Raw genomic sequence first — 13,007 nt, forward strand, 5'->3', positions numbered from 1 at the left:
CATCCTCCACGGTTGCCTACGCCACCACACGCCCTACGACGAACACAAAGCCTGGGCACACCGCATGCCCGCAGCCGCTTGACGACTTACACACCTGGGATGTCTAGAGCGCGGCAAGCGCTCCCTTCAGCGCAGCGTTGAGACTGCCTGCGCCCGACCGATACAGCGGCCCGCTGCCGTCGGCAAGCAACATCCGTAGCCGGGCCACGCCACGCACACGCACACGTTGTGGCCCCTCGAGCCTGCTCAGGATGGACTGAACGACGTCCGCGGCCCTGCGCACCGAATCTGTGCGCACGGGAACGCGGGGTCGTAGCGCATCCGGGCCCTCTGCGGCATCCCGCAGCACCAAGCGCAGGGCATGGGCCAACTCTTCGCGCGCCCGCGGTGCGGCCAGTCGTGTGACGTGTACGGCCAGCGCAGATCCTGGCTCCGGGCTTGTTCCGGCGTCGACCGCGCGGTCGTAGCGCGCGGCGAACAGCCTCGCCGCCAGGCGTGCCTGCCAATTCGGTTCGGGACGGGACCGAGGCGACCTGTTCAGCATGTTCAGTTCGAACCCCACCAGGTCAGACCACGTCGGGTGTTGTGTCTGCATCTCGAGCTCCTCTGTCCGGTTCGTGACTGTCATAAACGCTATACCGGTCACGGTGACCAGTCAAGCTGGTATGCCGGTCACGACGGAGGTATCGTGGTGGCGTGTCGACAACGTGGCTCGGCGACGTCGAGGCCAAACCCGCACCCGGTGCGCTGCGGCGCGTCCAGGGGTTGATCAACACGATCGACCGGGAGTCTGGCCTGGACCGATTGGCCAACGTCGACGACGCCCGCCCCTGGCTGGTCGCCAACGAGCTACTCGCGACTGATGCAATGCCAGCCCCTGACGAGCTTCGGCTTCTACGCGAAGTGCGGGAAGGGTTGCGCGGGTTGATAATTCATAACACTGGCGGCCCCGTACCCGCGCCGGGCACCACAGCGCCGCTGCGTGACATCGCCTCCGAGGTCGCCGTCCGAGCCGCCGTCGAGTCGGACGGCACCGTCACGCTGGCCCCCGTCGGAGACTCGGTTCAGGCCCGCCTACTCGGCCTACTGCTCGTCGTACAGGATGCCCAGCGCGACGGCACGTGGGCGCACCTCAAGGCGTGTGCGAACGACGATTGTCTCTGGGCGTTCTACGACCGCTCGCGAAACCACGGCGGGACCTGGTGCGACATGGCCTCGTGCGGCAACAAGCTCAAGAACCGCGACTTCCGGGCGAGGCAGCGCGCACACCCTTAGGAACTCAGGTGGACGCGTGCCAGACGAGTGCCGCTGCCAACGCACCCAGTCCGTTGAGCGACCAGTGCAGCGCGATCGGCGCGATGAGGCTGCCGCTACGCCTACGCAACCAGGTGAAGATGAATCCGGCCGCGCCGGTCGCGATGACCGCGAGCACGATGCCGGCCAGCATGCCGAGGAGGCCGCCACCGAACAGTTTCGTAAAGCCGACGTTGCTACTGGTCAGACCGAATGACGTGGCGATGTGCCAGAGTCCGAAGAGCAATGACCCGCCGGCGGCCACGCCGCGAAAACCCCAGGCCCTGTTGAGTGCTCCGTGCAGGACGCCGCGGAACGCCAGTTCCTCGGGGATGACCGTCTGGAGCGGAATGATGATCATCGACGCGAGCAAGGCGCCGGACAGCGTGGCGTAGTGGTTGTTCATGAACAACGGCCTGGTCCACGGCAACAGCGCGCCGACCGCGACCACGGACCCCACCAGTGCGATCGCGGCCAATGCGTACCCGGCACCCGAGCGCCAGTGCTCACGACCCAGTCCGAGCTCCGTCCAACCCAACCCACGCGATCTGACCAGGACGACCAGCCCGACGGCCGCCGCAGGCACGATCACCACGTTGGCCCATGGTGTGGTGAAGTGCGCGACGAGGTTGGTCAGGGCCAGCACCACGACGACCACCCCGATGTCGGCGTGAACGCGGAAGTGGTGCAACGTCGACAACAGCCCGACGGCCGGATGTTCGGCCTGGGCGGGCAGCGCGCTGACGTCGGACATAACCGGGCCAGTGTACGTGTGACGGCCGAATGCCCAGTTCAGCTTGGATCGACGACCGCGCCGACGAAGCAGCGGGTGGCCGCGCACTAACGTAACGGTCGTGGAACTGCTGTCCTCGGTGCGAGTGCTCGACGTGGGAGGACCGAATTCCGACGGAGTGGGGCGACTGCTCGCGGATCTGGGTGCCGACGTGCTCAAGGTCGAACCCCCTGGCGGCAGCACGGCTCGGGTGGCCCCGCCCTGCGCGGCCGGCGCGGGCGTGCGGTTCGCCCTCGACAACGCGAACAAGCGTTGCATCGCACTCGACGGTGCTGACCCGAGCGATCGGGCCAGCTTCCTCGAACTGGCCCGCGGCGCCGACATCGTGGTCGATGGCGGGTCGCCGGGCGGGTGCGCCGAGTTCGACACCTCGGCTGCCGCGCTCGCCGACCAGTTCGGCCATCTGGTCGCACTGTCCGTCACCGACTTCGGGTCGACGGGGCCCCAGTCCTCCTGGCTGGCCACCGATGCCGTGCTCTACGCGATGTCGACGGCGCTGTCGCGGTCCGGACCGACGACGGGCCCGCCGGTGCTCCCACCGGCTGGCATCGCATCAGCCACCGCCGCAGTCCAGGCCTGCTGGGCGGTCCTCGTCGCGTACTACCGCCGATTGCGCTGCGGCACTGGCGATTATCTTGACTTCTCTCGCTTCGAGGCGGTCGTCCAGGCACTGGATCCGCCGTTCGGCTCCGAGGGGCAGGCCGCCGTCGGCCAGAAGAGTTCCCGCCAGCTGTGGCGCGGCCGCCCCAGGAATCAGCAGATCTACCCGACGTTCGCCTGTCTCGACGGGTACGTCCGGCTCTGTCTCCTGTCGGCCCGTCAGTGGCGGGGCATGCGGGCCTGGCTCGGCGAACCCGAACGGTTCTCGGATCCCAAGTTCGAAACCATCGCCGCGCGGTACGCGGCCTCGAAGGAGCTCAACGCGGCGATCGAGGAACTCTTCTGCAGGCAATCGATGGATGACGTGGTGTCCGAAGGGCAAGCGCGCGGCGTGCCCATCGCGGCGGTGTTGAGCCCGGCCCAGGCGTTGGAGTCCGAGCACTTTCGCGCCGTTGGCGCACTCACCGAGACGACATCCGACTCGGGCACGCGGCTCGCCGTACCGAGCGGGCCCGTCGTGGTTGACGGCGACCACCCCGGGTTCGCCTATCCGGCAGCACCTTTGGTAGCCGAGCATGCAGGTTGGCGCACGGCACGGTCGAAGCCGGCGGCCCGCTCCGACGCATTGCGCCCGTTCGACGGGTTGCGCATTCTCGACCTGGGCGTGATCGTCGCCGGGGGCGAGCTCGGCAGGCTGTTCGCAGACCTGGGCGCCGAGGTCATCAAAGTGGAGAGCGCGGCCTACCCCGACGGACTGCGGCAGACTCCGCCCGGTCAGCCGATGAGTCGATCGTGGGCGCTGACGCATCGCAACGAGGCCAGCCTCGGGCTGGATCTGCGACATCCCGAAGGTGCCGAACTCTTCCGAACATTGGTGGCCGAATCCGATGCCGTCTTCGCCAATTTCAAGCCGGGAACACTTGCTGCCCTTGGCTTCTCGTACGACGCACTGTCAGCCTTGAATCCGGGCATCGTGCTGGCCGAGAGCAGCGCGTTCGGCGCGACTGGCCCGTGGAGCGCGCGGATGGGGTACGGGCCTTTGGTGCGCGCCACCACGGGTGTCAGCCGACTGTGGTGCTCCGATGATCCAGCCGACACCGGCTTCTACGATGCGACGACGATCTTCCCCGACCACGTCGCGGCACGGATCACGGCGATCGCGGCGCTTGCCGCCCTGATCCACAGCGCGATGGCTGATTCAGGGGCCCACGTGCACGTCTCCCAAGCCGAGGTCGCCGTCAACCAACTGGCGACGGCGTACGTCGTCGAGGCGGCCCGCGCGCAAGGGCTGACCGTGGTCGACGACGACGCGATCCACGGCGTCCATCCCTGTGCGGGCGATGACGAGTGGTGCGTCGTCTCCGTGTGCTCCGAGGCCGACCGTGCCGCCCTGGCGGTCGTCCTGGGCCTCGGTGAATTGCCCGGTGACCGAACGGAGTTCGCGGCCGCGGTGTCGGCGTGGACCGCGACCCGCGACAAACGAGCGGTGGCGCAGAAACTGCAGGACGCCGGCGTGGCAGCGGCGCCGATGAATCGGGCCGTCGACGTGTTGGCCGATCCGCAGCTGACGTTTCGCGAGGTCTTCTCCGACCTGGTCCATCCCTTGTTCGACGCGCCGATGCCTACCGAACGGCGGCCCACGCGGTACCGCCACATCCCCGACGCCGACCTGCGACCCGCCCCGATGCCCGGTGAACACACCCGGGTGATCTGCCGCGACCGGTTGGGCCTCGACGAAGCACAGCTCGACCGCCTGATCGCCGACGGCGTCCTGTTCCAGTGGGCAGAAGACCTAGCGACCAAGAGTTCGTCATGACCGCACTATGCACACACTCGCGCACGGCAGAAAGGTCGCACCGTTGCCTCTAGACCCGAGGACACCCGTACTGGTCGGCTACGGCCAGGTCAACCAACACGATGAGCATCCCGAAACCGAGCCCGTCGACCTGATGGTGGACGCCGCCCGCGCCGCAGCCGATCCACGGGTACTCGAGGCCGTCGACTCGGTGCGCATCGTCAACCTGTTGTCCTGGCGATACCGCGACCCCGGTCTGCTTCTGGCTCAGCGGATTGGCGCCGCGGCAGCCGAGACCCGGTACACAGGCATCGGCGGTAACGTGCCGCAATCGTTGGTCAACCAGGCCTGCCTGGACATTCAAGCGGGTCGCGCGGATGCCGTGTTGATCGCGGGCGGGGAGACCTGGCGCACCCGAACCCGAGTACGAGCCCGCGGGGAAACCCTGGACTGGACGAAGCAGGATGAGTCGGTACCGATGGCTCCGGGCTCCGACGATGTCTTCCTCATGGCCGGCCCGGGGGAGTTGCGCATCAAGCTTGACCGACCCGCCTACGTCTACCCGATGTTCGAGCAGGCGGTGCGGATCTCGGCGGGGGAGTCGCAGGACGCACACCGTCGGCGCATCGGCGAGCTGTGGGCCCGGTTCAGCGAAGTGGCGCAAGGCAATTCGCACGCGTGGACCCAGGAGCCAACGTCCGCCGAGGACATCTGGCAGCCCGGGCCGTCGAATCGGATGGTCAGTTGGCCGTACCCCAAGCTAATGAACTCCAACAACATGGTCGACCAAGGCGCGGTTCTGATCCTGACCTCGGTGGAGAAGGCCGAGCAGCTCCAAATCCCCACCGACCGTTGGGTCTTCCCGTACGCAGGCACGGATGCACACGACACCTACGAGATCAGCGCGCGCGCCGAGTTCGATGGTTCCCCCGCGATCAGGATTGCGGGCCGTCGGGCGCTCGAGCTCGCGGGGACGGACATCGCCGACGTCGAGCTGGTCGACGTATATTCCTGCTTCCCTTCGGCGGTTCAGGTCGCGGCCCGCGAACTGGGCCTGCCCGTCGATGACCCTGGCCGGCCGCTGACCGTGACCGGCGGGCTGACCTTCGCGGGCGGGCCGTGGAACAACTACGTGTCGCATTCGATCGCGACGCTTGCCGAACGGCTGGTGGCCGCGCCCGGACAGCGCGGCTTCATCACCGCAAACGGCGGGTACCTCACCAAGCACAGCTTCGGCATCTATGGGACGGAGCCGCCCACTCGCGAATTCCGTTGGGAGGACGTACAACCCGAGGTCGATGCGGAGCCCACCCGCGCGGTCGAGGTCGAATGGTCGGGCACCGGCACGGTGGAGACCTGGACAACGCCGTTCAGCAGGGACGGTGTCGCCGAGAAGGCCTACCTCGCGGTGCGGACACCCGACGATGCGCGCACGCTGGCGGTGCTGACCGACCCGTCGGAGGCCGAGGCCAGCACGCGCGAGGACATCGCGGGCGCGAAGGTCCACGTCAATACCGACGGCACCGCCAGCCTCCGGTAGCGGATGCTCAACCCAGGTCGGCCAGCAGCCCGTCGACCCGCTGTCGCACAACCTGGTCGGTGCCCGGGCCGACGATGGCGTGGATTCGCCCGGCTTCCACCGCGGCGAGCGCCGCGTCGGCGACGGTCCCGGGAGTCATCGCACCGGCGGGCATTCCGTCACCGGGGTTGCTCGGCGTAGCGGCCGCTCCGTCAGGCACCAAGGCCGCGGAGTTCGACCCCAGAGGCGTGTCAACCAAGCCCGGACACAGTACCGTCGCGCCCAAATCATCTGATTGCAGCCGTAATTCGGCGTGCAATGTCTCGGTCAGCCCGACCACTGCGTGCATCACGGCGTTGTACGGGGACAGCGTCGGCAGCGCCATCAACCCGCCTGCTGACGCGGTGTTGAGGAAGTGGCCCGAGCCTTGCGCCACGACCAGCGGGGCGAACGCCCGAACTCCGTGAACGACTCCCATCAGCTTGACGTCGATCAGCCAGCGCCACGTCTCCGGCCGTTGCTCCCACATCGGCGCCAGCTCGCACACCACGCCTGCGTTGTTGCACACGAGGTCGATCCGGCCGAAGTGCTCCATCGTCGCGTCGGCGAGGGCCTGCACGTCAGCCTCGAGACCGACGTCGGTCCGCACTCCGACGACCTCAGCGGCGTGGCCGGACAACGCGCCGACGGCGACCGGGATGGCATGTTCGCGGACGTCGGCGATGACGACATGTAAGCCGCGCCTGACCAGATGGTCGGCGAGCGCGAAGCCGATCCCGCTGGTACCTCCCGTGACGACGGCGACCTGGCCCGCGGTGATTTTCACTAGCTTCCGCCGAGCTCGCCAAGGGGAATGCCAGGATCCGCGAGCCTTCCGGCATCGACGGGCTTCCGCGACCGAACGAGCTCCTTGATGTCGTCGAGCCCCTCCCAGACGTTGACGTTCATGCCCGCCAAGACACGCCGCTCGGCATCCAGCCAGAACACGGTGAACTCGCGCTTGTCGACGTCGCCGCGGAACACCACCGAGTCGTAATCGGGCGCGTAGCCGACGTATTCCATGCCGAGGTCGTACTGATCGGTGAAGAAGTAGGGCAATTCGTCGTAGACGCCGGGGGACCCCAGCATGCCTGCGACGGCGACGGCGGGTTGCTTGAGTGCATTCGCCCAATGCTCGGTGCGGATGCGGGTACCGAAGATCGGATGCAATGCCGCGGCGATGTCTCCGACGGCGTAGACGTCGTCGTCGCTGGATTTGAGCGAGCCGTCGACCAGCACGCCGCCATCCTTCGTCTCCAGGCCCGCTGCTTCGGCAAGCTCCGAGTTGGGCTTGGCCCCGACGGCGACCAGCACGGCGTCGGCGGAGACGGTGGAACCGTCGCCGAGCTTCAGCCCGGTCGCCTTGCCACCGGCGGTGGTGATTGCGGCCACCGCCGTCTCGAGTCGCAGGTCGACACCGTGCTCGCGGTGCAGAGCTGCGAAGATCTCGGCCGCCTCGCGTCCGAGTGAACCCAGTAGCGGGAGCTCGGCGGTCTCCACGACCGTGACGTCGACGCCGCGTCCGCGCGCGCTCGCGGCGACCTCCAGTCCGATCCAGCCCGCTCCGACGATCGCGAGGCGAGCCCCGTCTTTGAGTGACGCCAAGAGCTCGGACGCATCGTCGACGGTGCGCAGGTAGTGCACGCCTTCGGCGTCCGCACCTGGAATCGGCGGGCGCCGCGAACTCGATCCCGTGGCAAGCAGCAGCTTGTCGTAGTGCTCTTGGCGCCCATCGCCGTAGCCGATGGTGCGCGTCGCCGTGTCGACGTTGGTCACCGTGGTGTCGAGATGGAGGTCGACGTCGTGCTCGCGGTACCAGTCCTCGGAGTCGACCGTGAAGTCCGCGAGGGCCTTCTTACCCGCCAGGTAGTCCTTCGACAGCGGCGGACGTTCGTAGGGCAGGTGAGGCTCGGTGCCGAAGAGCGCGATCTTGCCCTGGAATCCGTTGTCTCGCAATGCTTCCACGGCCTTGGCACCCGCCAGACCACCACCTATGACGACGATCGTTGGCATCTCACCACTCCTTCTTGTCGACGGAAAACGCCCCCTACTTCGGCGGCAGGCTCTTGGCGTGACCTACGCCGCGCATCACCCACGCTTGCAGTTGACGCTTGGTCGCCACCCCTTCGGTGGCCACGCGTATCCAGCCCCGGGTTTCCCGCCCGGCCATCACCATGGGTTCGACGTGAGCGCGCTCCAGCAGCTTCGGGGTGTCCTCTGGCGGCACGCGCACCATGAGCCCCCCGCGTCCACTCGCCGCTACCGACATGTGCCCGTTGATCAGGAACGCCAGACCCCCGAACATGCGCTTCTCCTCGACGCCGCGCTCGCTACTCACCAGTTCTCTGATGCGGTTGGCGAGGTCCTCGTCATACGACATGAATCCGACGGTAGTACCGCCGTGTGGATCGACTCAACCGTCGGCGGGCTGCCATCCGAGCCGGGGCCCGAGATGTTCGGCCATGTCGGAGATGAGCTGTCGGTAGTCGTCCGCGGCGAACGTGAACGGCAGCGCGAACGCTACTTCGTCGGCCCGCTGGAATCCCGCGTGCTCGTGGAGCAGGTCGGCGAGTTCGTCGGACGTGCCGACGAAGTCGGGGGAGAACAGCATGCCGCGCGGCCCCTGGGGAGATTTGGTGCGTTCGAAGCGACTCGCGGCGTACTCCCGGTAGCGGCGGATCTGTTCGTCGGTGGCGGAGTCGGTCGGTATGACGACCAGCCCCTGCGAAACGCGGGCCCGTGCGGGGTCGGGATGGTGGGCGCGGAACGCGTCGATCTGCTCACCCTGGATGGTGGCGAAGTCGCGAGCCTCGGTGCCCTCGGTGCCGACGACCGAACTGGTCAGGTAGTTGATGCCTTGCTGGCCTGCCCAGATCGCCGACGAGAGTCCGCCGCCGTACCAAACTCGATCGGCCAGGCCGGGCGATTGCGGCTGGACGTGGTCGGTGAACTGCTCGATCCCGACGGTCCCTGCAAAGTCGCTCACCGGTTCGCCCCGCAGGCACCGTAACAGCCGCAGCACACGGTCCTTCGAGAAGTCCTCCATTGCATGGGTTTCCGGATACAGCGCAGTCTTGTAGTGGTCGTAGAGCATCGGCGTGCCCACCGACACTCCCGGGTTGATCCGCCCACCCGACAGGATGTCCACCGTGGCGAGGTCCTCCGCCAAGCGCAACGGATTCTCCAGACCCAACGGGATGACGGCGGTGCCGAGTTCGATCCGCGACGTCCGTTGGGTAGCTGCCGCCATGATCGCCACCGGCGACGAGATGCCGGGTTGTAGATGGCGACACCGCAGCCAGACGCTGTCAAAACCCAGCGCTTCGGCGCGGGTGATTACCTCGAGCGTCTCTTCCATTCCCGGGGCCGGGTTCGCGGCGTCAAAACGACCGATCGTCAAGAAACCGAGCTTGCGCAACGGCTCGCCTCGTCTTGGCATTTTGGATCTCCTTGCGCCCTGTGTCGTCAACAGATGATGACGGTTCAGAATCGCCAGTTCATCCCAGACCGACGAGCCTGTGGTCAACCCCTCTCCACCAACCGTCAACAAACGATGACGCCCGGACGGAAACGGTGCCGCGGCCCTCCAATACTGTCACCCGGTCACCGCATACTGCGCATATGACCGACGCCCCGACACCCTGGTGGGCGAATGACCCTGCCTTGGAGGAACTCCGCCGCCGCACCGCCGAAGAATTCGAACTCGAACTCGAGCGGCGCGCACCGGCCGGCCCAGACGGACCCGACCCGGTCATGACGGAAATACTCGATAGCACCTGTTGGCGCGAACTCGGCGAAGCACGTGACGGGGTCACCGAGGCGCGCAAGCGGTACGACGCGTCGGTATTGAAGGCTCGGAGGGCGGGATTCTCGTGGAGTGAGATCGGAAGTGTGCTTGGCGTGTCCAAACAACAGTTGCATCGCCGGTTCCGCACACGACAGCAGGGCTGACCGTAGTCAGCCCTGCTGTCGCTGCCACCTACGCCGCGACGGTATGCGCCTCGGCAACGGGTTCCAACGCCTGCGCGACGATCTCGGCCACATCGGTCATCGGCTTCACCGTCAGCGCCGCCAAGACCTCCGCTGGGACGTCGTCCAGGTCGGGCTCGTTGCGCTGAGGAATGAAGACCGTTGTCAGCCCGGCCCTTTGCGCAGCGAGCAACTTCTGCTTCACTCCGCCGATGGGCAGCACTCGACCGTTCAACGTCACCTCACCCGTCATGCCGACGTCAGCGCGGACCTTTCGTCCGGTCGCCATCGACACCAGCGCCGTCACCATCGTGACGCCCGCCGACGGACCATCCTTGGGGACGGCGCCCGCAGGCACGTGCACGTGGATCCGGCGGTCGAGCGCCTTCGGGTCGACGCCGAGTTCTTCGGCGTGCGAACGCACGTAGGACAGCGCGATCTGCGCCGACTCCTTCATGACGTCACCCAACTGGCCGGTCAACTGCAGGCCGGCCTCGCCTTCCGTCGACCCCGCCTCGATGAAGAGCACATCACCACCAAGGCCCGTGACTGCCAGCCCGGTCGCCACGCCAGGCACCGCCGTACGCTCCTGCGACTCTGGCGTGAACCGCGGACGGCCAAGGTAGCCAACGAGATCCGGCTCGTCGATCGTGAGCGATTCCGTTTCGCCCGCCAACTTGGTGGCGGCCTTGCGCATCGCCTTCGCCAGCAGCCGTTCGAACTGCCGCACTCCCGGTTCGCGGGTGTAGTCGGCGGCGATCTTGCGCAACGCCGCATCGGTCACGGTGACCTCTTCGGCCGTCAGCGCCGCGCGATCGCGCTGCCGCGGCAACAGGAAGTCGCGCGCAATGGCGACCTTGTCGTCCTCGGTGTAGCCGTCGATCTGCACCAGTTCCATCCGGTCCAGCAGCGCCGATGGGATGTTCTCGATGACGTTGGCCGTCGCCAGGAACACTACGTCGGACAGGTCAAGGTCCAGATCGAGGTAGTGGTCGCGGAACGTGTGGTTCTGCGCCGGGTCGAGCACCTCGAGCAAGGCGGCGCTTGGATCGCCGCGGTAGTCGGAGCCCACCTTGTCGATCTCATCAAGCAGCACAACGGGATTCATCGAGCCGGCCTCGCCGATGGCGCGCACCAGACGTCCCGGCAGCGCGCCGACGTAGGTACGCCGGTGTCCGCGGATCTCGGCCTCGTCGCGGACGCCACCGAGGGCGACGCGGACGAACTTGCGGCCAAGCGCACGCGCCACGCTTTCGCCGAGCGACGTCTTGCCGACACCGGGAGGGCCTGCCAGCACCATCACGGCACCGGACCCGCGCCCGCCAACGACCTGCAGGCCACGCTGACTGCGACGCGCCCGCACGGCCAGGTATTCGACGATGCGGTCCTTCACGTCCTCCAGGCCGTGGTGGTCCGCGTCGAGAACCTCGCGCGCCGACTTCAGATCGGTGGAGTCCTCGGTCGTCACGTTCCACGGTAGGTCGAGCACGGTGTCCAACCAGGTGCGGATCCAGCCGCCTTCGGGGCTCTGCTCACTGGAGCGTTCCAGCTTGCCGACCTCGCGCATCGCGGCTTCGCGCACCTTCTCCGGCAGGTCGGCGGCCTCGACACGGGCCCGATAGTCGTCGGACCCGTCGGGTTCACCCTCGCCGAGCTCCTTGCGGATGGCAGCCAGCTGTTGGCGCAGCAGGAACTCCTTCTGCGTCTTCTCCATGCCGGAGCGCACGTCGTCGGCGATCTTGTCGTTGACCTCAACCTCGGCCAGGAGGTCGCCCGTCCACGTGATCAGGCTGCGCAGCCTGCCCGCGACGTCTTCGGTCTCCAGCAGCTCGCGCTTCTGCACGTCGCTCAAGTAGGACGCGTAGCCAGCGGTGTCGGCCAACGCACCTGGGTCGGTGATCTTGTTGACCACGTCGACGATCTGCCAGGCCTCGCGGCGCTGCAGCATCGCCAGCAGCAGTTTCTTGTATTCGGCAGCTAGCGCCTTGGTGTCATCGTCGGCTGCGACGTCCGCGACCTCGGTCACTTCCACCCAGAGCGCGGCACCGGGGCCGGTGGTTCCGGCGCCGATGTGAGCGCGCCGTTCACCACGCACTACCGCGGCGGCCCCGCCACCGGCCACGCGGCCGACCTGGACGATCGACGCGATGACGCCGTAGGTGGGGTAACGGTCGTCGAGCCTGGGTGCGATCAGCAGCTTGCCGTTTTCGCTGGCTTGAGCAGCGTCGACGGCGACGCGGGCGGCGTCGTCGAGCTCGACGGGCACCACCATTCCGGGCAGCACGATCGGCTCGCTGACAAACAACACGGGCACAGACATAGCTTCGGCCATCAGTCCTCCAAAGTTGATACTGAAGCGCTCAACCTTGGCGGAGTCGGGTTTGTTCCCGCGTCATCCCGCCGCGACGGCCGCGGTCGACTGTGCGCGGCGCGTGACGACGACGGTGGCCAGCACCAGCAACCCGACGACAGGCAGGGAGATCGCCGAGTTCACGCCGTTGGCGACGTCGACGGAGACGTTCGCGATCACCACGAGCCGGATGGCGACCTCGAGCAGCAGGCCGATACCCCACATCGCCGACAGCTGAACGTGGATGCGCCGACGCCGGTGCACGTCCTCGGGATCGGGCGCGTCCGGGGTCTGGAACCTATCGCCGATGACCTGCGTGAGCGGGGTGCCGATCACGCAACTCCCCAGGAAGATCAGCCCGCCGAGTCCGTTGACCGCGGAATTGCCGACCAGAAGCATTTTGGGGTTGGTGGTGGACAGGCCCACGGCGAGGCTCAGCCCGAACGTCAGTAGCAGATAAAGGGCGAACGGATCGAGGCTGCGGCTCCTGATCACGCCATAGACAACCCGCAGCCCCGACAACACGGTCGCGGACAGCAGCGCGACGTACTCGGACGTCCCGGCGGCACGCAGCCCGTAGTAGGCAACCAGCGGTGGAGCGATGTCGAGCAGCACGGTCTGGAGAAGTGGACGCAGGGACCGGCTCACG

General features: G+C 67.3%; 12 protein-coding genes. 4 read left to right on the forward strand and 8 right to left on the reverse strand.

Annotated features, from left to right (window positions below):
* Window positions 1-103: 103 nt before the first annotated feature.
* Window positions 104-595 carry a hypothetical protein gene (locus tag SLQ30_RS27700; protein ID WP_319450159.1) on the reverse strand — a complete coding sequence of 164 codons (492 nt, stop codon included), beginning with the start codon at window positions 593-595 and terminating at the stop codon, window positions 104-106.
* A 101-nt stretch (window positions 596-696) separates the two neighbouring features.
* Here SLQ30_RS27700 and SLQ30_RS27705 point away from each other — a divergent pair, with 101 nt between their 5' ends.
* On the forward strand, window positions 697-1,275 hold the full coding sequence (locus SLQ30_RS27705) for a CGNR zinc finger domain-containing protein (protein WP_319450158.1): 579 nt from the start codon (window positions 697-699) through the stop codon (window positions 1,273-1,275).
* Between the two features lie 4 nt (window positions 1,276-1,279).
* On the opposite strand, the gene SLQ30_RS27710 is transcribed toward SLQ30_RS27705, so the two are convergent.
* Window positions 1,280-2,047, reverse strand: coding sequence for a CPBP family intramembrane glutamic endopeptidase (locus SLQ30_RS27710; RefSeq protein WP_319450157.1), 768 nt, complete (start codon window positions 2,045-2,047; stop codon window positions 1,280-1,282).
* A 100-nt stretch (window positions 2,048-2,147) separates the two neighbouring features.
* On the opposite strand from SLQ30_RS27710, the gene SLQ30_RS27715 reads away from it, so the two are divergent.
* Window positions 2,148-4,502, forward strand: coding sequence for a CoA transferase (locus SLQ30_RS27715; protein WP_319450156.1), 2,355 nt, complete (start codon window positions 2,148-2,150; stop codon window positions 4,500-4,502).
* 43 nt (window positions 4,503-4,545) lie between these two features.
* Window positions 4,546-6,021: an acetyl-CoA acetyltransferase gene (locus tag SLQ30_RS27720; RefSeq protein ID WP_319450155.1), complete on the forward strand. Its 1,476-nt coding sequence runs from the start codon at window positions 4,546-4,548 to the stop codon at window positions 6,019-6,021.
* A gap of 7 nt (window positions 6,022-6,028) precedes the next feature.
* Here SLQ30_RS27720 and SLQ30_RS27725 read toward each other — a convergent pair whose 3' ends face one another.
* Genes SLQ30_RS27725 through SLQ30_RS27740 form a run of 4 tightly spaced genes read right to left on the reverse strand, consistent with a single transcriptional unit; the run spans window position 6,029 to window position 9,478 of the window.
* The gene (locus SLQ30_RS27725; protein ID WP_319450154.1) at window positions 6,029-6,826 is read right to left on the reverse strand and encodes an SDR family NAD(P)-dependent oxidoreductase; all 798 of its coding nucleotides are present in this window, start codon (window positions 6,824-6,826) and stop codon (window positions 6,029-6,031) included.
* Window positions 6,826-8,052 (reverse strand): NAD(P)/FAD-dependent oxidoreductase, encoded by a 1,227-nt coding sequence (locus tag SLQ30_RS27730; RefSeq protein ID WP_319450153.1) that lies wholly within the window; start codon window positions 8,050-8,052, stop codon window positions 6,826-6,828. The genes SLQ30_RS27725 and SLQ30_RS27730 overlap by 1 nt, the downstream gene beginning before the upstream one ends.
* A gap of 34 nt (window positions 8,053-8,086) precedes the next feature.
* Window positions 8,087-8,419, reverse strand: a complete 333-nt coding sequence (locus tag SLQ30_RS27735) for a TfoX/Sxy family protein (RefSeq protein WP_319450152.1) — start codon at window positions 8,417-8,419, stop codon at window positions 8,087-8,089.
* Window positions 8,420-8,452: 33 nt separating this feature from the next.
* Entirely contained in the window at window positions 8,453-9,478 is a 1,026-nt protein-coding gene (locus tag SLQ30_RS27740; protein ID WP_319450151.1) for an LLM class flavin-dependent oxidoreductase, read from the reverse strand.
* Between the two features lie 182 nt (window positions 9,479-9,660).
* Here SLQ30_RS27740 and SLQ30_RS27745 point away from each other — a divergent pair, with 182 nt between their 5' ends.
* On the forward strand, window positions 9,661-9,990 hold the full coding sequence (locus tag SLQ30_RS27745) for a hypothetical protein (protein ID WP_319450150.1): 330 nt from the start codon (window positions 9,661-9,663) through the stop codon (window positions 9,988-9,990).
* 28 nt (window positions 9,991-10,018) lie between these two features.
* On the opposite strand, the gene lon is transcribed toward SLQ30_RS27745, so the two are convergent.
* Window positions 10,019-12,340, reverse strand: a complete 2,322-nt coding sequence (gene lon / locus SLQ30_RS27750; protein ID WP_319450149.1) for an endopeptidase La — start codon at window positions 12,338-12,340, stop codon at window positions 10,019-10,021.
* Between the two features lie 60 nt (window positions 12,341-12,400).
* A complete protein-coding gene (locus SLQ30_RS27755; RefSeq protein ID WP_319450148.1) occupies window positions 12,401-13,006 on the reverse strand; it encodes a VC0807 family protein in 606 nt (201 codons plus the stop codon).
* Window position 13,007 lies beyond the last annotated feature (1 nt).

The sequence above is a fragment of the Mycobacterium sp. RTGN4 genome (genome assembly GCF_033804635.1).
Lineage (GTDB): Bacteria > Actinomycetota > Actinomycetes > Mycobacteriales > Mycobacteriaceae > Mycobacterium.

What these genes read in the sequence shown, in the direction of transcription:
- SLQ30_RS27700 (WP_319450159.1), bottom strand. Translation starts at nt 595, where the DNA reads ATGCAGACACAACACCCGACGTGGTCTGACCTGGTGGGGTTCGAACTG.
- SLQ30_RS27710 (WP_319450157.1), bottom strand. Translation starts at nt 2,047, where the DNA reads ATGTCCGACGTCAGCGCGCTGCCCGCCCAGGCCGAACATCCGGCCGTC.
- SLQ30_RS27730 (WP_319450153.1), bottom strand. Translation starts at nt 8,052, where the DNA reads ATGCCAACGATCGTCGTCATAGGTGGTGGTCTGGCGGGTGCCAAGGCC.
- SLQ30_RS27735 (WP_319450152.1), bottom strand. Translation starts at nt 8,419, where the DNA reads ATGTCGTATGACGAGGACCTCGCCAACCGCATCAGAGAACTGGTGAGT.
- SLQ30_RS27740 (WP_319450151.1), bottom strand. Translation starts at nt 9,478, where the DNA reads ATGCCAAGACGAGGCGAGCCGTTGCGCAAGCTCGGTTTCTTGACGATC.
- SLQ30_RS27745 (WP_319450150.1), top strand. Translation starts at nt 9,661, where the DNA reads ATGACCGACGCCCCGACACCCTGGTGGGCGAATGACCCTGCCTTGGAG.
- lon (WP_319450149.1), bottom strand. Translation starts at nt 12,340, where the DNA reads ATGGCCGAAGCTATGTCTGTGCCCGTGTTGTTTGTCAGCGAGCCGATC.